This window comes from Lacrimispora struthionigena (assembly GCF_048627165.1).
GTDB lineage: Bacteria > Bacillota > Clostridia > Lachnospirales > Lachnospiraceae > Lacrimispora.
On record NZ_JBMBWP010000002.1, the window covers coordinates 2,111,140 to 2,135,131 of the forward strand.

Here is a 23,992-nt window from a genome sequence, read left to right on the forward strand (position 1 = left end):
TGACACCGCTCCGCACAAAATGTCAGGCGGTTAAGTCTGTTTTCCCGTATCATAGTATCTGTGAATTGTAACGGATTATTGAAAAAGAAAGCGGGGAAATGTCATGAACGATGGTATTATTCGGTTAGAAAATATAATTGGAGCAGATTACGATAATATAGCTGGTATCGTTGTACAAAAAAAGGGGGAAATTGTTTATGAACGATATTTTGACGGCTATACTTCAGTGGATGCTGTTCACGTAATGTCGGTAACCAAAAGCATCATGGCGACGCTGATTGGCATTGCCATTGATCAGGGTTATATAAAAAGCCCCGATCAGAAAGTTCTGGATTTTTTCCCGGCTTACAAGCTTAAACGCGGGGAACATACCATAAAGCAGGTCACCATAAAAAATATGCTTACCATGACTGCGCCATACAAGTATAAGTCGGAACCTTACACAAAGGTCTATTCCAGTGATGACTGGACTAAATCTGCCCTGGATTTATTGGGAGGTAAATCTGGTATAACAGAAGAATTTAAGTATTCCACCGTTGGTACACAGATTTTATCCGGAATTATAGTAAACTCCACAGGCAGATCCGTACTTGATTTTGCAACAGAAAATTTGTTTACACCACTGGGTATCACAATTCCCGGTAATACAATAATCAGAAATAAAGAGGAACATCTTGCCTTTCTATCTGGCAGATCTGTAAACGGATGGGTGGTGGATCCACAGGGTGTGAACACAGCCGGATGGGGACTTTGCCTTACTCCACGGGATATGGCAAAAATCGGACAGCTTTATTTAAACGGCGGCAGCTATAAAGGCAGAGAAATTCTATCACCAAAATGGATTGAAGAATGCACAAAAGTAAGGAACCGCTGGGGAGATTTTTTATATGGTTATTTATGGTGGATTACAGACAGTGAGGGAGACCGTTGTTATGCGGCGATTGGTGATAGCGGGAACTTCATATATGTGAATCCCGAAAAAAGTATGGTCGTAGCAATTGCGTCCCGGTTTGTACCGAATTTTAAAATACAGACTACACTGATTACCAGAGATATCATTCCACTATTTGAATAAAACAAGGGGAGAAACAAAGATGGATTGGATTAGCGGCATTCAAAAAGCAGTGGATTACGTGGAAGATCATATAACCACAGAACTGGATTTTAGTGAGATTGCAAAACAGGCATGTTCATCCAGCTTTCATTTTCAGCGGGTATTCGGAATACTATGCGGATTTACTCTGGGAGAATATATCCGTATGCGGAAGCTGACTCTGGCAGGGTGTGAGCTGGCAGACACTGACACACGCATTCTGGATATCGCAGTAAAATATGGATACGACACCCAGGAAAGCTTCAGCCGCGCTTTTACACGCTTTCATGGCGTGTCCCCTACTCAGGTGCGAAATGGTGCCAGTCTGAAATCATTTTCCCGTCTTTCTGTTAAGCTGATACTGACTGGAGCCAATGTAACTGATTACAGGATTGAAAAGAGGAACAGCTTTCAAATGATCGGTAAACCCATGGAGGTATCCGGCAAAAATGAACTGACCTCTGCCAGAATATCTGATTTCTGGAAACAATGCCGCATGGATGGAACTATTGGTACGCTTGCAAAGTATATTTCTTCTGATACGATGTTTGGGAAAAACATAGCGGGAACAGGTTTTGGAAAAGATGCTGCTGATCCCGGCTGCCCTTATGCCATTGGGGTTTACTATAACGGTACTCTGCCTGCAGAAAAAGAATTGATGATATGGGAAGTTCCTGCTCATACGTATGCCGTATTTCCGTGCATCGGTTCCATGCCAGATGCATTTACCAGACTGTATCAGCAAATCTACAGTGAGTTTTTCCCCGCCAGTGAATACAGGCCCTGCGGAGGTACGGACTTTGAAGTCTATCCTTCCGACGATGTAAATAATCCAGACTATTCCTGCGAAATATGGGTGGCTGTGGAAAAAAAATAGCAGGGCCTCCGTTTTAACGGTGTCCTGCTTCTACGTATCATTTATGTCATGTTGGCGAAACGCTCGACTGCTTTTGTAAAACTCTCTATGGTTTTATCCGCATCTCCATGCTCAATTCCATCTCTGACACAATGATTAATATGCCCCTCCAAGACTACCTGTCCAACCCGGTGCAGCGCAGATTTTGCTGCATTGATTTGGGCAAGTACGTCTTCACAGGGGACATCTTCATCTACCATACGGTCAATCGCCTGAACCTGACCGATGATCTTTTTTAAACGCCGGTGCAGATTATCTGCATCCATACACTGTTTCATTTTGCACCTCCCGATACCATAAGGGGTATCTGTATATTATGATTGATTCTATGGACATTGTCAATATGGAGTCATGTGATTCTATTTATCAATATAGATTCTTAATCCGCTCCAGCATACTCAGAAAATCCTTCTGGTATTCCACTGGTTCAATAATCCGCACGCAATCCCGAAATCCTAGCAGCCAGCTAAATAAGGACTCTTGATCCGACCAGCCAATTTGCATTAATAACCTGCCATCTGCATTTTCACTGAAGCTGTTAATGCCGAATTCCTCTATCAGCCGCCATTTCATGGATTGATCAAATTCTGCCGTTACTTCCACTCCTTTGGTCCACTGAACCTTACGGGGATCCATCTGATAGAGCGGAATGTCCCTGTTCTCATTGTTCTCATTGGTGCATCGGATCTGATCCATTCGGTTTAATTTAAACATACGGAAATCATCTCTTAGCAGGCAATATCCCCAAACATACCAGGAAGACCATTCAAATATCAACAAACAGGGCTCTAATTTTCGCATGTTATCCCCACCAGGACCGTAATAATGAAACTCAATCCTCTTTTTTCTCTCAATTGCGTCCTTAATCAGCTCGAATTTAGGTGGAAGGGATGACTGGTACCAGGAACTTAAGTTAATGACAACCGGACCGCTGGCACCTACATAATCATTACTGCCTATGGAAAGCTTATCCATTAAAAGCTGATACCGGTTGCTTCCTGATACACTGTCCAGACTCTTTAACCCGGAAAGAATCGCCTGTATCTCCCCAGAGGTAAATAAGGTCTTATCTACCTTATAACCCTCAGCAATGGAAATTCCGCCATTTTTACCCTGTTCTGTGACGACTGGTATTCCAGCCTTGCATAAATTTTCTACATCACGGTTTATAGTTCTTCTGGATACTTCAAACTTTTCAGCAAGATAAGGCGCTGTCACCTTTTCTTTTTGCAGCAATATAGAAATGATTCCGATCAGCCTGTCAATTTTCACCTCAAGGTCCCCCTTTTTTGCTATTATAACATGAACTCACCTGACACAAAACAAAAAACAGCCGCAACATGTTTTTCCATCTTGCGGCTGATCTGATTAATTAATATTTTGCTGAGTCATGTATATAGGAAACCGGTAATACAGTCTCTTCTTTTTGTGCTGTTTCTTCCTGAGCTTCTGTATAATTCTGGAGCTCAGCTGTAGCTGCAGCTTCATAAAACACAGGCTCTTCTGCTGTCTGAGTGTATTCACCCTGAAGCCTGAATCGTTCAACCTCCTGTTTTAATACCTGTGCCTGGGTATCTAACTCTTCACTGGAAGCGGAGCTTTCTTCTGCCGTTGCGGCATTGGTCTGTACTACGGAAGACACCTGGTTAAGTCCCTGGTTAATCTGCTCGATTGCCTCCACCTGCTCATTGGAAGCAGCTGCAATCTCCTGAATGGTTCGTTCTACCTGTCCCGACTTCTCGGCAGCAGATTTTAAAATCCGGGTGGTTTCATAGGCAATTTTTACGCCTTCTGATACAGTCTCAACGGAATGACCGATAAGTTCTGCCGTCTGCTTGGCAGCCTCTGCTGATTTGCCGGCAAGATTGCGGACTTCATCTGCAACGACTGCAAATCCCTTACCTGCTTCTCCCGCTCTGGCTGATTCAACTGCTGCATTAAGGGCCAGTATGTTGGTCTGGAATGCGATGTCTTCAATTACCTTGGTAATACTTGAGATTTTCTCCGAAGCCAGTCCGATTTCTTTCATGGAATGATCCAGCTTTTCCATATAGGCATTGCCTTCATCCATTCCGCTCACAGCCTGTCTTACGTATCCAGTTGCTTTCTGAACATTGTCCGCATTCTCCTGGGCACGGGTTGATACCCCACTTACAGACGCGCTTAATTCCTCGACTGTCGCCGCCTGCTCAGCTGCTCCTGATGCAAGTGCCTGGGAAGCATCTGAAATCTGTCTGGATCCGTCTGCTACTTTGTCGGAGGACTCCTTTATCTTGGTAAATACAGAATTTAAGTTGTATGTAATTCCGTTTAAGGAATCTTTGATCTGTACAAAATCACCTTTATAATCCTGGGTTACTAAAACGGTGCAATCTCCCTTCTCCAACCCGCTTAATATCGAAGAAATCTCATTGATATAATTATTCAGGGTATTGATGGTTCCGGTAAATGACCGGGAAAGAGATTCCAGCTCATCTCCTGTATCAATCTGAGGTACTTCAGAGTGCAGGTCTCCTTCGTCAAGCTTTTTGATACGTTCTACCAGATTTACAATGGGTTTCACAATGGGTGCTGCAATTCTGAAGGACATAATCAGAGAACCCAGAATCATGATAACTGCCAGAACGATGGTTATAACCAGAGACTGATAAAAACCAGCCATCATCTCGGACTGTTCTGCTACTACTGCGATGGACCAGCCGTCCGAATTAGTAATTGGTGTATATCCCATTACCAGCGTTTTACCCCTTAATCGAGATGAGCGGATAGAGGTATTGCCTGCAATCATATCCTTAATATTATTGGAAGTTGCCGCAAAAGTTTTATCGGTTTTTCCCATCTCAATATAGTTCGTTTCATTGGTAACGGTAGCTCTGTCCTTATGGGCAACTACCTTTCCCTCTTTATCTACAATAAATCCATAACCTGATTTTCCAATGGATACTCCATCTATCATTTTGCTGAACACATCAGCATCCAGAGTTCCGGTTACAACTCCGTTGTATTGACCGTTATTTATCTTAGCTGCAATTACCAGAACAGTTTTGCCAAGTTCTTCGTTTTTCATGGTGGTTGAAATATAGGTTTCTCCCTTAAGCGCACGGTTGAAAAACTCCAACTGGCTCATATCTGTTCCATTAGACGCCTTCCCGTTCACATCTGCGGTTGTGATCTCCAGGAAGCCGTAATCCTGCGCCAGCTTATCCATAGCATCTTTTCTTTGATCTGCATTCTTATTCTGATTTGTAATAGAGGTGTATTGCGCGATAGCCTCAATCTTTATCTTATAAATATCAATTGCATTTTGAACAGACTGGCTATAAGCTTCTGCAGATTCCATCAGTCTCATGTCAGTGCTTTTTTTTGCATCACGATAGAAAAGATAACCATTAAAAAGTCCAAAGAGGACGGAAATTGTGATACACATGGCGATGATGCCAAATAACAATCTACCTTTTATGGATTTTTTCTTTCCTTCCGAATCATTACCCTCCTCTGATTTTTTAATGACTCTCTGAAATGCCTTAATCCTTCCCGCCACAGCCATATCCTCCTACTCATCATTTGCATTCTGGAAATAAATTGCATTTTATGTAAAATTTTTACAGCATTTAATTAATCAATATTATATAACAACATGTAGATATTTGTCAATTGTGACAGAAAAATGGGGAATGTTCATTTAAATTGTAACCGAATATTAAAAAAATGCATTTATAACCTACCTGGCATAAGAATCTTCCAAAATTTCATAATTATTTTTTATTAACGGTCCGCTCAAATCAGCATTCAGCTGATACATATCATTGAATTTTTCAATAGCAGCCTTTTTTTGTTCCATCAGAGAGTGGGCATAGACATTTAAGGTAATGGATACGCTGGAATGTCCCAGAAGCTCGCTGATCGTCTTAATATCCACTCCCAGCTCCAGTGCCCGGGTGGCAAAGGTATGGCGGATCGCATGAAATTTCCGGTCCTTGACGTGAGCTTCCTTTAATAGCCGTTTATACAGTTTCTGAAAACACCTGGGGTCAAAAGGTACGTTTGTCTCTGTAAATATATAATTATCCTGATTTCTGCTTTTATATGTAGTCAGTACTGGCATGTTAAGTATAAACTGGGGAAGAGGAATCTTTCTCATGGATTTACGACTTTTTGGTGCCCCCACAAACAGTGCGGTCTTGTGTTCTTCCTCTTCAAAATGGCGAATTCGGGATACAGTCCTGCTGATGGATAAAGTACCTGTTTCCATATCAATATCCTCCCATTTTAATGCGCATAGTTCTCCAAGACGGATACCGGTATAAAAACAAAGAAGAATTCCCATTGCTCTCCTGTCATTGTAATGAAAAGCTGCCTGTTCTATCTGACGCTGCTCTTTCATGGAGAAAACCTCAACTTCTTTATCATCCGGCTTTGGATATTTAATTAAATCCATAACTGCAAAGCAATCAGCGGAACCCTTTAATATCTCCTTAACTGCGATCTTAAAAATGGTAAGATTCTTCTTTTTAGATGAATCTGCCAGTTCCTCCTTTTCATACATTTCCTTCACAAACCGTGCGACAGATCCCGTGGTAATACGCTGATCTTTCTCTTTTTCAAAAAATGGGATCACATACTTATTTATGCAGCGGTAATAGCTTTCATAAGTTGAAGGCTTTACTCTTATAGAAACATCAATGAGCCATTCCTCAAAAAGTGCAGCCCCTCCCTTTATCTCACCAGATCTTTTTTCTTTGGCAGATGGCTGGTTTTCCTTATAATTTTTCATTTTTTCCTTAACGCCTTTATAGCTTTTGGAATAAAAATACTGATATTTCCCCGTTTGTTTTAATGTTCTTCCTTCCCATCTTCCATCTTTCCGTTTATAAATATTTTCTCCTCTTCTTGGCATGGTAAAAACTCCTTTACTTATAATATTTTATTATATGACGGTTTAATCTCTGGAAAATAATCCAATTATTTCCAAATTTTAAAAAGGCCTTTTTAATTATTCAAAAAATGACGATCCAGCATAGCTCTGGGTCGCCATTTCTGATTCCGGTACCTTTTCTGGCATGAGAACCTGGTTATTCCGGAAATCCGCAAATACAGCTTCTTTTCATTGCCTGTACCTTTATTTATATCAGGAGTTTTCAAATGATTCAATATCATATAAATTTATTTTCTTTTTTTGAGCCATTAAAAGCAAAGTAATTAAAACGGTATATCCAATTAAAACTCCGCCAGAAGTAAGCCAGAGCCCTGTTACGTCGATGTAGCCCACCGTCAGGCTGCTGTAAAGAGAACCGAGCATGGACCCTGTCTGTAAGAGAAATGATCCCACTGACAAAACACTGGCTCTTAAAGGACCCGGCGTATACTGATTGATTAAAGTATTTTCAGCTACACTGCCGGTTCCAAGAAGCATGTAAATACCTCCATATAAAATAACAAATATCCATGCCGATTGAAAAAGAGCCAGAATCAGTAAAGCGCTGCCGCCCAAAACACGGCTGATGCTGTAAATTCTCCACTGTCTTCCAGGATATTTTATGAGCAGCCTGCGACAGAGAGAATTTCCTGCGGCTGCCAGAAAAAATCCTACAAAGGACAGTACTCCCAGCATCCAGGTTCCCTGTGATGAATCAGACAGCTTCAGATAAACCGGCTGCCAGTATGTCTCAATGGGAGTTATAAAAAATCCGGTGAATAACATGCCCGCCAAAATAAATGGGAAATCCCGCTTGGAAAATACAGTAACAAATCCTTTCTTTAAATGGCTGACAAGGTTGGGGCGTTGTATTCCACTGCCAAATATCCGTTCTTCTTTTATTCCAAAGATACAAAGTCCCATGGTTACCACGGTTAATGTAATACGAAGCAGAATATTAGCATTATAGGAATCTCCCAAACAGGAAAGAAAACCTCCAAGAATACACCCCAATGCCAGACCTGTCTGTTCCATGATAGAAAGACGTGAGGTCACATCAGGCAGACATTCCTCTCCTCTTTCGGCCAATGCCTGATCTACAATTAAGGCATCCAGGCTTCCGGAAGAAAAAGCCCTGCTGATTCCATTGAGAACCAGGCAGCAAAATAACCAGACCAGATTCTGTGAGAAAAAAAGCAGACTAACCGATAAAAGCTGGCAAACTCCGGATATGAGAAAAACAGTTTTTCTCCCATACAAATCTGCACAGATTCCACTGGGCAGTTCAAAGCATAGCACCGCAGCTGAATAACTGGCAATTAACAAAGGAAGGGTTTTAAGATCTGCTCCTTTTTTCAAAAGGATTAAAGTAAGCACCGGCAGAAGGATACCCAGGGAAGCGTAGTTTAAAAAAATGATCAGCTGTTTTGTCTTACTCATAAAGATTTTCCTCCGCGTTATAAAGTATAAAGGCATATTCCCACGGAGACTTCTCTAAAGAAGGTACCGCATGTGCATCCAGAAAATCCCTAATAAGCTTCAATAATTCCTCCCCTTCACCAGGCGATAAATGTACCACTCCGGTCAAAATATCCCCCAAATCCCATCTTGACTCCAATTCCTCATTATTAAACTGCTCTATAAATTTTTTCTTCTGTGTCAAAAAGCCTTCATAGGTTCTTGCAATCTGCTCCTGAACCAAAACTTCTTTCTGTAACTGGGTATCGTCGGGGTGGTCCAGGCCAATCCGGACATTGACATAGGTCGGACAATAATATCTGGCAGTGATTCCATTAATAACCTCTGTATGATCCAGCGTAATGACCCCAAGGGATTCCAGTTTTTTAATATGATGCTGAACACTGGATGGGGAAATGTCCAGCTTTAGTGAGAGCTGCTTTGGTGTCATGGGCAGTTTGGAACGCTCCAGTAACCGGAGAAGATTCTGCCTCACCGGGTTCATATAAATTTCCAGTTCCTTTTTGGTAGATAGTTTGATATGATCCATTTTTCTGCCTCCTTGTTACTCTTATCATTACATAAACTATAACATTACACATTATGTAATGTCAAGATAAAAAAAAGGGAATCGACCGCACTATCACTCTGCGATCTTCATCCCCTTTTCATATACTCTTACGGAGTTACGGAATTTTTTGGCATCATATAATGCATAATCAGACAAAACGAAAAGCCTGGATGCATTCAGCGGACTGGAATATGCGGACAATCCAAAACTGGCAGTAAAGCGGATTTCTTTTTCTTCCTCTATCCTTATCTCTTCCGTCAGCCGTCTGATCTCCTCACACACCTGAACCGCTTCTTCCATTGATATATTATGAAACAAAAGGCAGAATTCATCTCCGCCGTAACGATATGGCGTATAGACACAGGAATGTTCCATCAATACCCTGGCAAACTCAATTAAGCATCTGTCCCCCATAAAGTGTCCAAACCGGTCATTGATGCTTTTAAAATGATCAATATCAACAACAGCCAGTATATGATCCTCACAGGGCTTTTCAATCTCCATAACAGACATTGCTTCATCAAGCGCTTTGCGGTTAAAAATCCCTGTCAGTTCATCTACCTGAATGCTCTGCTTTAACAGGTGTCTCTCCAGGTCAGTTCTGATGCTGGCATCGTTTTTCTTTTGCTCAAACCGGATTACAACCATACTTGCAGCTGAAAAAATAACCAGTATTACCGTGGAAACCAGAAAGTTTCCCATGCTTAAGCTGCTGTCAAAAATTCCAACTTTATCGGAATCCCATTTGATGAATATTTCAGAAAATGAGACTGATACAATGCAGAACATAGCTGTAATTCCTGTCAGTCTCTGATCTGCATAGATAATCGTCATCATGATTGCCCCCGGAAAAATATAATAGGTGGCAGTAAAACCACTGTGAACAGTAAACAGCACAAATGAAATCAGAACCAGTATCAGGGATACACTATATATTTTCTGTTTCTGAGAAAATAATCCTGATTTCATAATCAGAGTTTCTGCCAGAATACAGATCAGATTAAGCCCGGAAGGAATCATAATATATTTTAGCACATAGCGGTGTGTGCTGGTATGAATCAGACCGGATCGGGCAAAGACCACGCTCATCAGGCATTCTATAACCAATGTGAAAATAACAATACTTACCGTCGTCTTATAATGCAGATTCAGCCAGTCGAAATCTATGGTCTGATATTGTTTCTCAATTTCTATATTGCGGATATCATCAGGTACCAAGATGGAAGCCACCTCCTGTCCATATCAAACTTTACCGGGTTGCCAAATCACCTGCTTATTCTAGAATATTCTTAAGTTTTTATGTCGTGAACAATTAAATAAACAAAAATCAGTATAGCATAACAATAAAAAAAACGCACTTCATTTATACCGGATTACGATATAAATGAAGTACGGTTTTCATACTCTTATTATTGGGTCTGAACTGAAAAATAAATAGCTGCCAGTTCCTTTTCCCCCTTCAGTTTCTTCTTTAATATTTCTGCTTTTTTCCCATCCTCTCCCTCCGGATTGTCGAAAAAAAGCTTCATTCCTGATTTCTTTATAAAAACAAGTCCTTCATCCTCTGCATACTTCTGAAACGTCTCCTGTTTCAATGGTGCGTTAACTATAATCATTTCTATCCCCTTTATTATAAAATTCCGCTGGCTGCCGCCATAATAGCAGGTATGGTAATTAAGGACAGCGCTGTTGTTATGGTTAAAAGATTTGACGCGTACTGACTGTTTCTTTTATATTGGAGAGCAAACATGGTACCCATGGCTCCGCTTGGACAGGCTGCCGCAGTTAAAATCGTAATGGATATGCTTCTGTCCGCTCCTGCTGCCATTAAAAGGAGCAGCGTCAGACCTGGAACTACAATCAGCTTTGAAAGGCTGACTATGTAGGTTCTTTTATTCTTTAATCCCCCCAGGAAATCACTTTGAGCCAGATTAATACCGGAAATCAGCATAGCTGCCGGTGTATTCATACCACCGATTAACCCAACTGGTTCCCTGATTATTTCAGGTAGTCTGATGCCTGTTAAAAACAGGAATACTCCCAGAATAATAGCTGCATTGGAGGGATTCATCAGGCTTCTTACAGTCTTTTTCATGCTTTCTGATTTTCCGCTCATCAGCATGAGACCATGAGACCAGACAAACAGATTAAATACAGTCAGATAAGCCGTCATATAAAATACGCCTTCTCCGCCCAATATCCCATCAATTAACGGAATCCCGATAAAACCGCAATTAGAATAAACAATGGACATTCGTTCCACAGCCATATCAGTGCCTGTTTTCTTCCATACTGCAATCTTTGAGACTGCTATTGCGATCACAAAGCTTGCGAAAGATAAAATGGCTGTAACCGCAAGACGATACAGACGCTCTTTGTCAAAATCAATCTGGTAGGATAAAAGTATTACACAGGGAGAAATAATATTGAGAAGGATACGGGTCAGCCTGCTGCCTGTCTCCTCATCGGCAATTCCTGCTTTATACGCGCCTGCGCCGATTAGCAGAATGATAAACATTTCGATTATTTTAGTTGCTGTAATGTAAGCCAGATCCATGTTTCTCCTCTGTCAGCTGCCTGTTATTTCACAAGTCTCCCTTATGTCTTAGCTTAATCTCCAAGTGCCTTTTTAACCTGGGCAATCACTTTGGCTCCGTTCATAGTTCCATAAGCCTGCATATCGATACATTCAACGATTTTTCCAGGGCATTCTTTTTCCACTTTTCCCTTACCAAAACGAACCTGAGGACCTAAGAGAATAATATCCGCATCCGGTCCTTTCTCTCTCGCGCTTGCCAATGCATAAGCATTAATCTGACATTCGTAATTTTCTTTTGCAGCTGCTTCTTTCATCTTATTTACTAAAAGGCTTGTTGACATGCCTGCGGCACAAAACAATACAATATTTCTCATATTAGCAACTTCCCTTCTTGGAATATTTTAACTTATTTTCTTAAAATATCAATCATTTCTTTGCATAAATCCATGACCGTCATGGCATTCATCAAATGATCCTGGGCATGAACCATTAAAAGCCCCACCTCCACTTTGTTGCCGTTTAATTCGTTCTGGATCATCTCTGTCTGTATCTCGTGAGCTTCCTTCAGTATGGTGTCTGCCTCCTCCATGAGTTCATCTGCTTTCTTAAAGTTACCCACTTTGGCCGCACGCAGGGCTTCAATTGCTGTACTTCTGGCATTCCCTCCGTTTACTACAAGTTTCATAACAATCATTTCAATATCCATCTCTTTGCTGCCTCTCTCTCCTAACCAGTGATGATGAGTTTCACAAATGTAACCAGGGTACAGATGACAATCATGGTCCATACCCATTTTTCCGGTCTGCGAAATTCAGACGAAGGACTTAAAACACGGTAAAGTCCGTAGGGCGGACAAAAGACAATCCACAGATAAGTAAAAATCCTTGATTTTGTAAATACATCCGTGACCTGAAGCTCCTGCTTTTTCTTCATGTTAAGATCTCCTCCTCTTTTTGTCAAACTCATAATCACCTCATTTATGTTTCATGCTGTTATTCTTCTGTTAAAACCTGCTGTTTGTTTGAAATCAGGACAAACGGGATATACACAACAAACGCCAGGAGGATACAGATAATCTGTGTTACTGCTGCCCCTATATTTCCGCCGGAGCAAAGAAACGCCATAAGTCCCGGAGGTGTGGTCCATGGTGCATTTACCACCATTCTTCCGCAGAAACCAATCTTTGTCATGGCATAGGCAAAGGTAGCTGACACTGCCGGTGATATCATAAATGGAATGGCAAGCACGGGATTCATTACAATCGGAAGCCCGAAGGTCAGCGGTTCATTAATGTTAAACAGCGCACAGGGAAGTGCCAGTTTAGCAATTGCCTTATAATCTTCACGCTTGGAAAACAGCATAATGGCAATGATCAGTCCTCCCGTAATTCCAGCTCCGGTAACCGTTGAAAAACAGGACATGAATGGTGTGCTGATAATATTGGGAATTGCTGTTCCTGCTGCATAAGCGGCTTCATTTTCTGCAAAGGCAGCCAGTAGAATGGGTTCGTATACCGCCTTTGTCACCTGAGTTCCGTGAATACCAAAGGTCCATAAAACAGTGGTAATGAAAATCAGTGTAATGTATCCAGGGAAGCTGGTTAAGATATGGGACAATGGTTTTTGGATGAATGCGGTAATTGCATTAAACAATGTCATGCCAGTCGCCATTTCAAATATCATTCCTACTGCGGAAATAATAACTACGGTAATGAGAGATGGAAACAGGATTGTAAAGGATCTGGCCACATTTGATGGGACACCGTCAGGCATATGGATTTCCAGTTTACCGCTCTTTACCAGCCGGCAGTAAATTTCGGTAGCTGCTATGGAAGCAAACATTCCTACAAAGAGCCCCTGGGCATTGGTATAGACTCTGGAAAGTACATTGGTTACTACCACTTCGGTTCCATCCGCTGCCTTTCCGCTTGCTGTAAAGGCACAAAGGGAAATATAGGCTCCCAGTGCCACAACGGGAAGTGCTTTATCGGTAATTCCGTAGTGTTCCCCCAGTTCCATTGCAATTAAGATTACACAGCCGATTGCAATAAAGTTCATGGTTCCGTAGTTGGCTGCTGTAAACATGGGATTTAATTTTCCAAGAAAGCTTAAACCCGGAATGTTTGCAAGACTGAAAAATCCTGGTGTTGTGTTGCAGATAACATTGGAAAACAGTGTACAGAATGAGCCGATAATAATTATTGGCAGAAGGCTCATAAATGCATTCTTAATAGCTGCCAGATGTCTTTGTGTCTGCATTGCCCCTGCTGCAGACAGCATGCCGTTCATTAATTTGTCTTTCATCTTTTCCTCCATCTCCACCGTATAAACGGTATTTGCATTAAAACGTTTCGCATTTCCCCAAATTTTGTGCATTTCCCCCGTTTTACTATTTCTTTATCCGGTTTTCTTATGCGTATTGACATGTTATCATACTTGCATTTTAAACTCCATGTTCAGTTTTTCCAATTTCATAATGGCATTTTCTGCTTCTCCCCGGGGGAAACAGACGCCACCACCAATTTGGAAAAAGTGTTCTTGGATATTGATTTTCAGCTCTGCTATAATAATTGCATGAAACATGCGTAATTAAAACAGCAAAGAAAGAGGGAGGGTATCATATGAATCAGAAACAAACATTTCCGGAAGGCTTTCTCTGGGGAGGTGCAACCGCTGCCAACCAGGTTGAGGGGGGATGGAACGAAGGCGGAAAGGGGATTTCCGTATCTGACTGTGCCAGAGCGCACTTTGATACAGATGTAACCAATTATAAGGCCCACAACGCAGTAACGTCACAGGATATAGAAGCTGCACTTGCTACCGATGATGAGGTATATTATCCCAAACGTCACGGATCGGATTTTTACCACCATTATAAAGAAGATATCAGGCTTTTTGCAGAAATGGGCTTTAAGGTCTACCGCCTGTCCATCGCCTGGTCACGTATCTTTCCAAATGGAGATGATGAAGCGCCCAATGAAGAAGGACTTAAATTCTATGATGATGTATTTGATGAGCTTCATAAATATGGGATCGAGCCCCTTGTGACCATGTCTCACTATGAACCGCCTTTAAATCTGGTATTAAACTATAAGGGCTGGTATTCCAGAGAGGTTATCGGCTTTTTCACACGATATGTAGAAACCATCTGTACCAGGTATCAGGATAAAGTAAAATACTGGCTGACCTTTAATGAAGTGGATTCCATGATTCGTCACCCCTATACCACTGGCGGATTAATTGAAGACCGTTTCCCAGGGCAGAACTTTGAAGAGGTAATCTTCCAGGCAATGCATCACCAGTTTGTGGCATCTGCTCATGCAACCAGGATCTGTCATGAAATAATTCCCGGCTCTTTAGTTGGCTGCATGCTGACAAAGCTGACCTACTATCCCTATACCTGTAAGCCGGAAGATGTATTAAAGGCACAGCAGACCATGCGGGGAACCTATTGTTATAGTGATACCCAGGTGTTTGGAGAATATCCGGCTTACTTACTCTCCCGTTTTAAAAATAATGGGATTACCATACGTAAAGAAGACGGGGATGATGAAATCATGAAATCCCATCCTGTGGATTTTGTTTCCTTCTCCTACTATAATTCCTCCTGTGCGGCTGAAGATACCTCTAATTTGAATGTTACCTCGGGCAATACCATAAATGCCATTAAGAATCCTTACCTAAAGGCTTCTGACTGGGGTTGGCAGATTGATCCTACGGGGCTGCGAATATCCATGGTGGATCTTTACGACCGCTACCGTAAGCCGCTGTTTATTGTTGAGAACGGGCTTGGCGCTGCAGATGTGGTGAATGAAGACGGAACGATTGATGATCAGTACCGGATTGATTACTTAAGGGAACATATGAAGGCTATTTTAGATGCCATTGAAGAAGATGGGGTGGATTGTCTTGGTTATACTTCCTGGGGATGTATCGATCTGGTTTCCGAATCCACCAAGCAGATGTCGAAGCGTTATGGTTATATCTATGTGGACTGCGATGATTACGGTAAGGGGACTTATAACCGGCTGAAAAAGAAGTCTTTTTACTGGTATCAAAAGGTCATTGAAACCAATGGACTCAGTCTGTATTCAGATGAAGAGTTTTAATTAAGAACAATAAATGGTATAAAGGGATAGCTCTGTTAATAGAGCTATCCCTTTCGCCGTAAGGCAAGAAAGAATTATCTTACACTTGCATTCAGTACTGGTTTTATCTGACAAGAGTTGACTTAATCCGTACAATGTGTATATTATAGTAATGGCTACTAACATAGAGAAAAATTGAGGATTGCAATGAACAAAACAGAAATGAATAGCATAATTCTGATTCCTTCTTATGAGCCGGAAGGGAAATTACTCAATTACATAAAGGAATTGAAACAATATGGTTTATCTCATATTGTTGTTGTAGATGATGGCTCGGGTAAAGCGTACCAATGGGTGTTCCAGACATTAGAAGAGGAAGGCTGTATTGTGCTCAGGCATCAGGTGAATCTTGGAAAGGGAGCAGCTCTAAAGACGGGCTACAACTATATTAAAGAAACAATGCCTGATTATGGGTGCGTTGCAACTGTGGATTCGGACGGGCAGCATGCTTCGAAAGACGTAGATAGTCTGGCAAAAGAAGCCATAGGAAACCCCAGTGCACTGATTCTGGGTGAACGTGACTTCAAAAGTAAAGGAATTCCTGTCAAATCCTTATTTGGAAACCGAATAACCTCGGCAATCTTTGCAATGCTGTATGGAATTTACTTGCCAGATACTCAGACTGGGCTCAGGGCATTTGGTCCCCCGCTTATGGATCATATGATTGGGATAAAGGGGTGCCGGTTCGAATATGAGATGCAGGTACTGATTACCTGCATCCGGTTAAAAATCCCCATTCGCACCATCTCTATTCAGACAATCTATGAACAAGAGAATGGGGGAACTCATTTTAATGCAGTTGTGGATAGCTTAAAGATCATGGGAGTCATCCTGTCTAATTTTATGAAGTTTTTTTACTCGTCAATCATAAGCTCGGTCATTGATATAAGCATCGCATGGGTGATGCTTGATTTTTTACGGATTTTTTTTGCGGGAGAAGATTTTCTGCGAATCATTTGTGCGACAGCTGTTGCACGAAGTATTTCCATATCAGTGAACTATCAGCTTAATAAACATCTTGTATTTAATGATAGACAGACTGGAATCCATGGAGTACTTCGCTATTTGTCATTAAGTGTGCTTATTATGCTTCTATCAGCAGTTAGCGTATACCTGCTGCATAAGAGACTTCTAATAAACGAAAAAGCAGCAAAAATCATTTGTGATATGAGTCTGTTTTTTTTAAGCTATCATATCCAACGGCGCTGGGTCTTCCAATCGAAGGAAATTTAAAATGAATAAAGAAGAAAAAAAGAGAAATATTATATTTATTATTACCATGGTCTTAATGACCATTTATTTAGGATGGCGCATCCTGTTTACACTGCCTTACGATCAGGGAATTCTTAATATGATATTTGGTGTTCTCCTTGTGGTGGCTGAAACCGTTACCGTATTTACTACATTTGAGCTGTTCTATCAGAAAATCCGCATGAATAAGACGCGACTTGAATGTCCGGTAATCCCGGATGAAGCGTATCCAGATGTGGATGTATTTATTGCGACCCATAACGAACCGGAAGAACTCCTGTACAAGACGGTAAATGCCTGTACGTTTATGACCTATCCTGATAAATCCAAGGTGCATATCTATCTTTGTGATGATGGAAACCGGGAAGAGATCGAGAAGTTGGCTAAAAAGTTTGGTGTTGGATATTTGGGACTGGCAGATAATAAACATGCCAAATCCGGGAATCTGAATCATGCTCTGAGTAAGACCTCATCGCCCCTCATTGCAACCTTCGACGCGGATATGATTCCTCAGCACACATTTCTTATGAAAACCGTTCCGTATTTTCTACTTTCGGTATACATAAAGGAAAACGGTACATGGAGGCTCAGAACGGAAAAAGAACTGGAAGAATCAAGTAAGATCGGTTTGATCCAGACACCTCAAAGCTTTTATAATCCGGATTTATTCCAGTTTAATCTGTATGCGGAAGGCAATATCCCTAATGAACAGGATTTCTTTTCTAAGGAAGTCAACATTATGAGAAATGCCTCCAATGCAATTGCTTATACGGGCAGCAATACGGTTATTTTAAGAAAAGCCATGGTGGAAATAAACGGATTTCCTATAAACACCATTACAGAGGATTTTGAGACAAGCATTCGGATACAGAAGGCCGGCTATATTACCTATGCAACTGATGAGATACAGGCGGCCGGGCTTACCACCACGACCATAAAGAGCATGTTAAAGCAACGCATACGTTGGGCAAGAGGGGTCATACATAGTTTGCAGAACACCCATGCCATATATACGCCAAAACTGCCTTTAAAAGCAAGGATCACCTACTTAAACAGCTATTTATACTGGTGGTCTTTTTTTAACAGGCTTGTATTCATCCTGTCACCCCTTTTATTTGCACTATTTGATTTTCAGATTGTCAATACCAGCTTCTGGGAGGTTCTTGTATTCTGGCTCCCCGGATATTCCTTTTATAGTATCTCCATGCGATATTTGTCAAGTAATATCAGAAATCAGAAGTGGAGCCAGATTATTGACACCATATTTATGCCGTATCTGATTGTTCCTGTTATACTTGAAAGTTTTCATATCCATCAGAATAAATTCAAGGTTACGAACAAAAAGAAAGAATCCACCGGAGTTGGCTGGGACTTTGTTGTTTATGCCATTCCCCATGGTATATTACTGATTGTGTCCATCATTGCCATGGTGCGATTTGTGCATGGAAAATATGGCTGGGCGCTATTTTATAGCAGCATTATTATATTCTGGATCGCCTACAACATGGTGTCATTGTGTTATGCCATGTTCTTTATGCTTGGAAGACCTGCATACAGAAACAGCGAGCGGATTCTGGCGGAGGAGGATATTACAGTCCAGTACAAGAATCAGTTCTATGAGGCTAAGACCGTGGATGTTTCTGAGAACGGTGTGGCTTTCTGGGTGGAGAGACCCATTTACCTGCCGGAAAACGAAGTGCTGCAAATGACGGTTCACACCCCCTATTACAGTGCCAATCTGGAAGGGGAAATCACTTATGTCAAAGAATACAAGAGCGGCTGGCGTTATTGCGCAACTGTAAAACCTATAAACAATGTAAACAAGCGTCAGTATATGCAGATTATTTACGACAGAACCCATACCCTTCCCATGCAGATGGATATGTGGATAACCGCTTATGATGATATCCTTAGAAACATAAAAAAACGTGTTACACCGCAACTTTCAGATAAGAGAAAGTTACCGAGAATCAGGCTGAACAAGCAGATTGTTTTTACGAACGGAGCCTCCTGCAGGCTATGCAGTTTTAATTACCAGTTTTTTTCGGTTTCTGAGTTTAATGACAAAGGACTCCAGGAGGATACGTTTACGTATATTACGGAAAACGGTATTCCATTAATCCTCAAACGTACCGGAAAATACATACCCAATATTGGAGAAGAGCTTCTGAAGGTTAATAACTTAAATGATTTAATGAAAGAGACGCAAAGTGATCAGATCCTTTATGAGGTGATGAAAATTGATGAAATCGATGATATTATCAGACTCATCTACCGGGATGAAAATGGAGATGGAACCCCAAGCGCAAATGAAATCGATAACATTATCAGCAACTTACAAGTCCATGATACTTGTCATAACACACCAATAAACAATAAGAAGGAGGCATAGCATGAATAGTATCTATCAGCTGATAACGGGAGTATTGCTTTTTTGCTCCCTTTCCGGATATATGCTGTTTGCCAGAACAAAGCTAAAGCTCCAGACAGAATTTGTTCCTGTATTTGTTTTTTCAGCAATTGGCTGCGCTGTTTATTTTTTCGGACTTGCAGGGTATCTTTTTCCAGGCTCTGTGATCTTACTGGTGATTGGAGCGATCCTCTCTGGTGTCTTCATTTATGGGATTATTGACAAGAAACAATATCAACAAATCCGTTTATCCTTGTTTGGTGTGGCATTTGCCATAGGCAGCGTATATTTTTTTCATGGGCTGTTTATAAGCAGACTGATCCATTATGACAATTTTTCTCACTGGGCGCTGGTAATCAAGCAGATGCTTTCGACCAATGCATTCCCGGATGCTTCTTCTGCATTAATTGATTTTAAAAATTATCCCCTGGGTACTTCGTCGTTTATTTATTTCTTCTGCCGTTTTACAGGAAATTCCCAGCCAGTCATGCTGATGGCTCAGGGAATTCTGATATTTTCCTGCTTTTATGCCATGTTTGGAATTATAGAAGAAACGAAGCGTTTTCTCCTCTATGCTTTTTTGGCAGCAGGCTGCTCCTTGTTATCCCTGTTTAACGTTACCATAAGAATCACAAACCTGCTTGTAGATTTCCTCCTTCCGGTCTATGCTCTTGTACTCCTTGCCATTGCATACAGATATCAGAGAAATATAAAGAAAGCTTGTATTCTTATGGCGCCTATAGCAGGGCTTTTAATGATAGTAAAAAATACCGGAATTATATATGGGGGAGTGGGCTTCCTTTTTCTGCTGTATCTTTGGATTAAGAACAGGGAAAAATCATTGTGGAAAAGTGGGCTGATGATCATTTTTTCAATAGGAACAGCTATGATTCCTTATATTTTGTGGAGTTGGCATGTGAAGGTTGCATTCCAGGGAATTAAAAATAAGTTTGATATTTCAGCCGGAAACATTCAAAACGTGAATGGAGGAAAGACCCCGGAAGAGGTCAGACAGATCATCTCCCTGTTCCTGAAATCTGTTTTTGATATAACAAGCCGCCCGACCATGGGAGTAATTGTTTTTAACATTGTGGCAATTATTGCCAGCATATTTGCAGTCACGGTACTAAAGAAACGCTGGAATCTTTGGAAGGCAGTCATTGCCCTAGATCTGATTCTTATGGTGTATTATCTTGGAATACTTGCCCTTTATATTTTTTCTATGCCCACTGACGAAGCCATGCGCTTAGCTGGTTTTGAGCGTTATGCCTCCAGTATCGTTGTTCTTTTTGCGGGAGGACTACTCCTTTGTGCTACGGTGGATATGGAGCATTCGTTTTATTATAAGATCGGTGATATGCCAGCCTACCGATCCTATAAAAGCGTAGAAAGTAAAATTAGATACCAGGAAGGAATCATTCTTTGTCTTGTTCTGGCTGTAACACTGCTCATGTCTGAGTATAATGGAATGATGTCCATCCAGGGATCTTACAGAAATACACTGCCGTATAAAGTATACACGGTTACTGGAGATCGTTGGTATTTGGACGGCAGAACCGATGAGAACCGATATTTATTCTATGCCTCGGATGCAGATAGCCAGGTGACGGATTATTACTTGCAGTATATAGGAAAATATATGCTTTATGCACCAAATGTAGATGGAATCTGTGCATTTTATGAGGAAAACATGATGAATCTGTTAAGCAGCTATGATTATCTGGTTATAGTAGAAAGTGACGCACCGGAAAAATATCTTATGAAAAAATATTTTCATATTCCAGGGCAAGCTGGAATTTACAAAATTATCACTGCCGGTGATACACTTACCCTTGAACCGGTATCTTAAATGATCGTTATTTATATCTACTCTGCTTAAATAGGATGTTCCTCTTCCATCTGAATCACAGCCTTAATAAAAGCATCATAATCCTGTTTCTTCACCAATTCCTGAATCTGCTTCTGACTTAACAGAAAGGAAGCAGTCAGCTGATAAAAGTGCTGCAGCTCTGCGCTGGTATGGTCCTTATCCGCAATACATACCAGGAAAATAGCCCGGATTTTCTGATCTCCCCACTCCACCGGTTCGTCCAGAATTCCCACACAGACAAAAGTCTCACTGCTCATGGCTTTATAGGCATGGGGCATTGCCACCTGATTGCCAAAGGCCGTTTTTGCCATCCGCTCCCGCTGCAGCACCGACTCATAAAATTCCTGGGGAAGCTTCTTCTTTTCAATCACAAACTGGCACATAAAGCGAAGAACCTCTGTTTTTGTTTTGAACTTTAAATGAGTCAGAAACAGATCACGTTCATAGTAGTTTAATACAGAGGAAGTCTTCTGGCCACAAAGAACCTTCTTCACATTTACAATGTCTTCATCGCCCAGAAAATATTCTACCTCCAGAATGGGCAGGGGAACCGAAACGGTGATTGGGACAGTTGTAAAGATGTAGTCATATCTGGAAAAATCCATTTTGTATAAACTTCCCACGTCACAGGCAATGATTTCATCGATATAATCTTTGAATGAATTCTTATACTTATACTGCAAAAGCTGGGCACTTCCTCTGCCGGAGGAGCAGACCAGAATGATATTCTTTTTTTTGATTTCGGTTTTCCTGCGTTCCAGGGCAAGTGCAAAAGCGAATGCAAAGTATGCCACCTCATCCTCTGACAGAGATACTTTAAAGTGTTCATTCAGAACTGTAACCGCGTTACAAGCCATGGTATAGGACAGACAGAATTTTTCCTTTACATCACGGAGCATTGGATTTTTCATATCCATATCGAACCGGATGCGGACACTTAATGGGACTAAATGCTGGCTTAAGATCATTCTCAGTTCTAAATCACTGCGAAAATCAAATTTAAATAAATCATAAACCCGTTCCAGCATGGCAGTTACCAGATCACTGATTTCCTGGGTAATAATCACATTTTCTTCTACATTTTCTTCCTCTAAAAACATTTTCTTACCCGCCAGATGAATGGCAATATAGGCAACTTCATTTTCAGGGAAACTGATATGAAATCTCTCTTCCAGCTGTCTGGCTACTACCTGGGCTATGTGATATTCGTACCGCTCCCTGGGATTTTCCATAAGCCCTTCCGGCATGGGAACATAGTGGCATTCCATGATTCTGCTGATGGCAATGTAAAGGTGGACTACCAGATTCTGATACGCTGCCCCTGTAATCATAAAATCATTTTCCTTTAAAACGGTTGAGACAATGGCAGCAATCTCATCCATGCTTTCATTCCCTTTATGAAATCTCTTTCCGGAAAAGGAGGCAATACAAAGTCTGGTATCAAATTCTTTACCTTCCAGGCGAATTCCATAATTAGGCTTGCGTATCACGCGAATATTGAATTTTTTTAGAAACTGTTCTACTTCTTTCAAATCTTCCGTCAATGTCCGTTTGGAAATATAAAGACTTTCGCTTAATTTCTCCAACTTTACATAGGATCCGCTGTTAATTAGGTACTCCAGTAAATACTGAATCCGTTCCTCTGAGGTGGAGGGTAAGTATTCTTCCGAGCCATGCGCATGATCCTTACGGCAGTAAGCCTCATATTTTTCATTGTCCTGAATATTAAGGAAATAACCTACTCCATATTTGGACACAATAACCGCCCCATTGGGTTCTATTTCCTGATTAATTTCCTTTAAGAGATTACGGACCGTTTTTGTCCCCGCATGAATTTCTTCTGCAAGCATCTCTGCCGTATAGTAATCTCTGTCTGATAAAATATCCAAGATCTGCTTCATTCGCCTGTCCATTTTTCTTCACCCCTGTCAATCACTATCGGTATTGTTCCATCCAGCTTTTCTTCCATAACCTTTTTAATTTGTTTGTTTTTCATTATTTATCTGTGTCGAATATTGTTTTTTTATGCATAATTACATATTAACATAAATCATCTTTTAACTGAATGAATCTTTTTTCCATTTTCAAAATGGTAATGTCTTCTTTAATTAATGAAATAAATATTACTGTACGCATATAATGAAATAGAAACTTATTGTCAAGGGAGTCTTTATGATCGGAGAAAACGAGGACGCAAGAGGAATGATTACAATGAGCGGAAGTATTATGGAGGTACAGAATGCACTTGTGGAGGAGATGTATACGTCCAACAGCAGGACGGGATATCTCCTTATCTCTTATGCTGATCCTGGTGAAAACGATATGATAAACATTGAATTACTTCAATTAAATATTGGCTGGGAAACAATCCTCATTAATCAGTTTGGAGATAACATAAGTTTATGCAGCATTACAAAAGGAACCTATGTCAATGCGACTTTTTCCACGATGATGACAAGAAGCATTCCCCCCCAGTCAAACGCCTACCGGGTAATTGCCATGGTAGATGCCCTATCCTACAGTATAACAACAGACCGGATTCTGCTGGTTGATCCAAACAACAATTTTGTCTATACCGGTAATCCCAATGATGAAACGGATCAGATGCGTTTTGTAATCACCAGTGCCACAGTAATTGTAGATGAGAATGGGAATCCCCTGACTCTTGATGATCTAAAACCCGGGAAAATGGTCCGCGTTAAGCATGCCAATTTTCAGACCGCAAGCATACCTCCCCAGACTACAGCATTTGTTATTGAACTGCTGTCTACTTAAAAAGAGAGCTGCCGGCAATTTTTTAATCCACTTCAGGAGTGAAAAAA

Annotated in this window: 21 protein-coding genes; 7 read left to right on the top strand and 14 right to left on the bottom strand. The window is 41.0% G+C overall.

Going from position 1 to position 23,992, the window contains the following annotated elements; translation table 11 throughout:
• Positions 1 to 103 precede the first annotated feature (103 nt).
• Positions 104 to 1,075, top strand: a complete 972-nt coding sequence (locus ACOAOT_RS18825; protein WP_420218372.1) for a serine hydrolase domain-containing protein — start codon at positions 104 to 106, stop codon at positions 1,073 to 1,075.
• A 19-nt stretch (positions 1,076 to 1,094) separates the two neighbouring features.
• On the top strand, positions 1,095 to 1,970 hold the full coding sequence (locus ACOAOT_RS18830; protein ID WP_420218373.1) for an effector binding domain-containing protein: 876 nt from the start codon (positions 1,095 to 1,097) through the stop codon (positions 1,968 to 1,970).
• A gap of 41 nt (positions 1,971 to 2,011) precedes the next feature.
• On the opposite strand, the gene ACOAOT_RS18835 is transcribed toward ACOAOT_RS18830, so the two are convergent.
• The 13 genes from ACOAOT_RS18835 to ACOAOT_RS18895 all read right to left on the bottom strand — a co-directional run bounded on the left by ACOAOT_RS18835 (position 2,012) and on the right by ACOAOT_RS18895 (position 13,795).
• Positions 2,012 to 2,287 (bottom strand): metal-sensing transcriptional repressor, encoded by a 276-nt coding sequence (locus ACOAOT_RS18835; RefSeq protein ID WP_104434186.1) that lies wholly within the window; start codon positions 2,285 to 2,287, stop codon positions 2,012 to 2,014.
• Between the two features lie 88 nt (positions 2,288 to 2,375).
• Entirely contained in the window at positions 2,376 to 3,281 is a 906-nt protein-coding gene (locus ACOAOT_RS18840; protein ID WP_420218374.1) for a helix-turn-helix transcriptional regulator, read from the bottom strand.
• 100 nt (positions 3,282 to 3,381) lie between these two features.
• Positions 3,382 to 5,550: a methyl-accepting chemotaxis protein gene (locus tag ACOAOT_RS18845; RefSeq protein WP_420218375.1), complete on the bottom strand. Its 2,169-nt coding sequence runs from the start codon at positions 5,548 to 5,550 to the stop codon at positions 3,382 to 3,384.
• A 180-nt stretch (positions 5,551 to 5,730) separates the two neighbouring features.
• Positions 5,731 to 6,906, bottom strand: a complete 1,176-nt coding sequence (locus tag ACOAOT_RS18850; protein WP_420218376.1) for a tyrosine-type recombinase/integrase — start codon at positions 6,904 to 6,906, stop codon at positions 5,731 to 5,733.
• A 231-nt stretch (positions 6,907 to 7,137) separates the two neighbouring features.
• Positions 7,138 to 8,364: an MFS transporter gene (locus ACOAOT_RS18855; RefSeq protein WP_420218377.1), complete on the bottom strand. Its 1,227-nt coding sequence runs from the start codon at positions 8,362 to 8,364 to the stop codon at positions 7,138 to 7,140.
• Entirely contained in the window at positions 8,357 to 8,932 is a 576-nt protein-coding gene (locus tag ACOAOT_RS18860; RefSeq protein ID WP_420218378.1) for an ArsR/SmtB family transcription factor, read from the bottom strand. The genes ACOAOT_RS18855 and ACOAOT_RS18860 overlap by 8 nt, the downstream gene beginning before the upstream one ends.
• 93 nt (positions 8,933 to 9,025) lie before the next feature.
• Entirely contained in the window at positions 9,026 to 10,171 is a 1,146-nt protein-coding gene (locus ACOAOT_RS18865) for a GGDEF domain-containing protein (protein WP_420218379.1), read from the bottom strand.
• 191 nt (positions 10,172 to 10,362) lie between these two features.
• Complete coding sequence (locus tag ACOAOT_RS18870; RefSeq protein WP_420218380.1) at positions 10,363 to 10,569, bottom strand: hypothetical protein; 207 nt, start codon at positions 10,567 to 10,569, stop codon at positions 10,363 to 10,365.
• A 14-nt stretch (positions 10,570 to 10,583) separates the two neighbouring features.
• Complete coding sequence (locus ACOAOT_RS18875) at positions 10,584 to 11,510, bottom strand: AEC family transporter (RefSeq protein ID WP_420218381.1); 927 nt, start codon at positions 11,508 to 11,510, stop codon at positions 10,584 to 10,586.
• 53 nt (positions 11,511 to 11,563) lie between these two features.
• A complete protein-coding gene (locus tag ACOAOT_RS18880) occupies positions 11,564 to 11,866 on the bottom strand; it encodes a PTS sugar transporter subunit IIB (protein ID WP_349671789.1) in 303 nt (100 codons plus the stop codon).
• Positions 11,867 to 11,898: 32 nt separating this feature from the next.
• The gene (locus tag ACOAOT_RS18885) at positions 11,899 to 12,198 is read right to left on the bottom strand and encodes a PTS sugar transporter subunit IIA (RefSeq protein ID WP_420218382.1); all 300 of its coding nucleotides are present in this window, start codon (positions 12,196 to 12,198) and stop codon (positions 11,899 to 11,901) included.
• 20 nt (positions 12,199 to 12,218) lie between these two features.
• Positions 12,219 to 12,425 carry a hypothetical protein gene (locus ACOAOT_RS18890; RefSeq protein WP_420218383.1) on the bottom strand — a complete coding sequence of 69 codons (207 nt, stop codon included), beginning with the start codon at positions 12,423 to 12,425 and terminating at the stop codon, positions 12,219 to 12,221.
• 59 nt (positions 12,426 to 12,484) lie between these two features.
• Positions 12,485 to 13,795, bottom strand: a complete 1,311-nt coding sequence (locus tag ACOAOT_RS18895; protein WP_420218384.1) for a PTS sugar transporter subunit IIC — start codon at positions 13,793 to 13,795, stop codon at positions 12,485 to 12,487.
• Positions 13,796 to 14,112: 317 nt separating this feature from the next.
• On the opposite strand from ACOAOT_RS18895, the gene ascB reads away from it, so the two are divergent.
• The 4 genes from ascB to ACOAOT_RS18915 all read left to right on the top strand — a co-directional run bounded on the left by ascB (position 14,113) and on the right by ACOAOT_RS18915 (position 21,149).
• Positions 14,113 to 15,600: a 6-phospho-beta-glucosidase gene (ascB, locus tag ACOAOT_RS18900; protein ID WP_420218385.1), complete on the top strand. Its 1,488-nt coding sequence runs from the start codon at positions 14,113 to 14,115 to the stop codon at positions 15,598 to 15,600.
• A 186-nt stretch (positions 15,601 to 15,786) separates the two neighbouring features.
• Positions 15,787 to 16,872 (top strand): GtrA family protein, encoded by a 1,086-nt coding sequence (locus tag ACOAOT_RS18905; protein WP_420218386.1) that lies wholly within the window; start codon positions 15,787 to 15,789, stop codon positions 16,870 to 16,872.
• 1 nt (position 16,873) lies between these two features.
• The gene (locus ACOAOT_RS18910; RefSeq protein WP_420218387.1) at positions 16,874 to 19,282 is read left to right on the top strand and encodes a glycosyltransferase family 2 protein; all 2,409 of its coding nucleotides are present in this window, start codon (positions 16,874 to 16,876) and stop codon (positions 19,280 to 19,282) included.
• Position 19,283: 1 nt separating this feature from the next.
• The gene (locus ACOAOT_RS18915; RefSeq protein WP_420218388.1) at positions 19,284 to 21,149 is read left to right on the top strand and encodes a hypothetical protein; all 1,866 of its coding nucleotides are present in this window, start codon (positions 19,284 to 19,286) and stop codon (positions 21,147 to 21,149) included.
• A 26-nt stretch (positions 21,150 to 21,175) separates the two neighbouring features.
• Here ACOAOT_RS18915 and ACOAOT_RS18920 read toward each other — a convergent pair whose 3' ends face one another.
• Positions 21,176 to 23,083 carry a BglG family transcription antiterminator gene (locus ACOAOT_RS18920; protein ID WP_420218389.1) on the bottom strand — a complete coding sequence of 636 codons (1,908 nt, stop codon included), beginning with the start codon at positions 23,081 to 23,083 and terminating at the stop codon, positions 21,176 to 21,178.
• A 259-nt stretch (positions 23,084 to 23,342) separates the two neighbouring features.
• On the opposite strand from ACOAOT_RS18920, the gene ACOAOT_RS18925 reads away from it, so the two are divergent.
• The gene (locus ACOAOT_RS18925) at positions 23,343 to 23,945 is read left to right on the top strand and encodes a hypothetical protein (RefSeq protein WP_420218390.1); all 603 of its coding nucleotides are present in this window, start codon (positions 23,343 to 23,345) and stop codon (positions 23,943 to 23,945) included.
• Positions 23,946 to 23,992: the final 47 nt, after the last annotated feature.

Bases quoted from the DNA above. Each gene is read 5' to 3' on its own strand.
- ACOAOT_RS18825 (WP_420218372.1), top strand. From the start codon at position 104: ATGAACGATGGTATTATTCGGTTAGAAAATATAATTGGAGCAGATTAC.
- ACOAOT_RS18830 (WP_420218373.1), top strand. From the start codon at position 1,095: ATGGATTGGATTAGCGGCATTCAAAAAGCAGTGGATTACGTGGAAGAT.
- ACOAOT_RS18835 (WP_104434186.1), bottom strand. From the start codon at position 2,287: ATGAAACAGTGTATGGATGCAGATAATCTGCACCGGCGTTTAAAAAAG.
- ACOAOT_RS18850 (WP_420218376.1), bottom strand. From the start codon at position 6,906: ATGCCAAGAAGAGGAGAAAATATTTATAAACGGAAAGATGGAAGATGG.
- ACOAOT_RS18855 (WP_420218377.1), bottom strand. From the start codon at position 8,364: ATGAGTAAGACAAAACAGCTGATCATTTTTTTAAACTACGCTTCCCTG.
- ACOAOT_RS18860 (WP_420218378.1), bottom strand. From the start codon at position 8,932: ATGGATCATATCAAACTATCTACCAAAAAGGAACTGGAAATTTATATG.
- ACOAOT_RS18870 (WP_420218380.1), bottom strand. From the start codon at position 10,569: ATGATTATAGTTAACGCACCATTGAAACAGGAGACGTTTCAGAAGTAT.
- ACOAOT_RS18875 (WP_420218381.1), bottom strand. From the start codon at position 11,510: ATGGATCTGGCTTACATTACAGCAACTAAAATAATCGAAATGTTTATC.
- ACOAOT_RS18880 (WP_349671789.1), bottom strand. From the start codon at position 11,866: ATGAGAAATATTGTATTGTTTTGTGCCGCAGGCATGTCAACAAGCCTT.
- ACOAOT_RS18885 (WP_420218382.1), bottom strand. From the start codon at position 12,198: ATGGATATTGAAATGATTGTTATGAAACTTGTAGTAAACGGAGGGAAT.
- ACOAOT_RS18890 (WP_420218383.1), bottom strand. From the start codon at position 12,425: ATGAAGAAAAAGCAGGAGCTTCAGGTCACGGATGTATTTACAAAATCA.
- ACOAOT_RS18895 (WP_420218384.1), bottom strand. From the start codon at position 13,795: ATGAAAGACAAATTAATGAACGGCATGCTGTCTGCAGCAGGGGCAATG.
- ascB (WP_420218385.1), top strand. From the start codon at position 14,113: ATGAATCAGAAACAAACATTTCCGGAAGGCTTTCTCTGGGGAGGTGCA.
- ACOAOT_RS18905 (WP_420218386.1), top strand. From the start codon at position 15,787: ATGAACAAAACAGAAATGAATAGCATAATTCTGATTCCTTCTTATGAG.
- ACOAOT_RS18910 (WP_420218387.1), top strand. From the start codon at position 16,874: ATGAATAAAGAAGAAAAAAAGAGAAATATTATATTTATTATTACCATG.
- ACOAOT_RS18915 (WP_420218388.1), top strand. From the start codon at position 19,284: ATGAATAGTATCTATCAGCTGATAACGGGAGTATTGCTTTTTTGCTCC.
- ACOAOT_RS18920 (WP_420218389.1), bottom strand. From the start codon at position 23,083: ATGGACAGGCGAATGAAGCAGATCTTGGATATTTTATCAGACAGAGAT.
- ACOAOT_RS18925 (WP_420218390.1), top strand. From the start codon at position 23,343: ATGATCGGAGAAAACGAGGACGCAAGAGGAATGATTACAATGAGCGGA.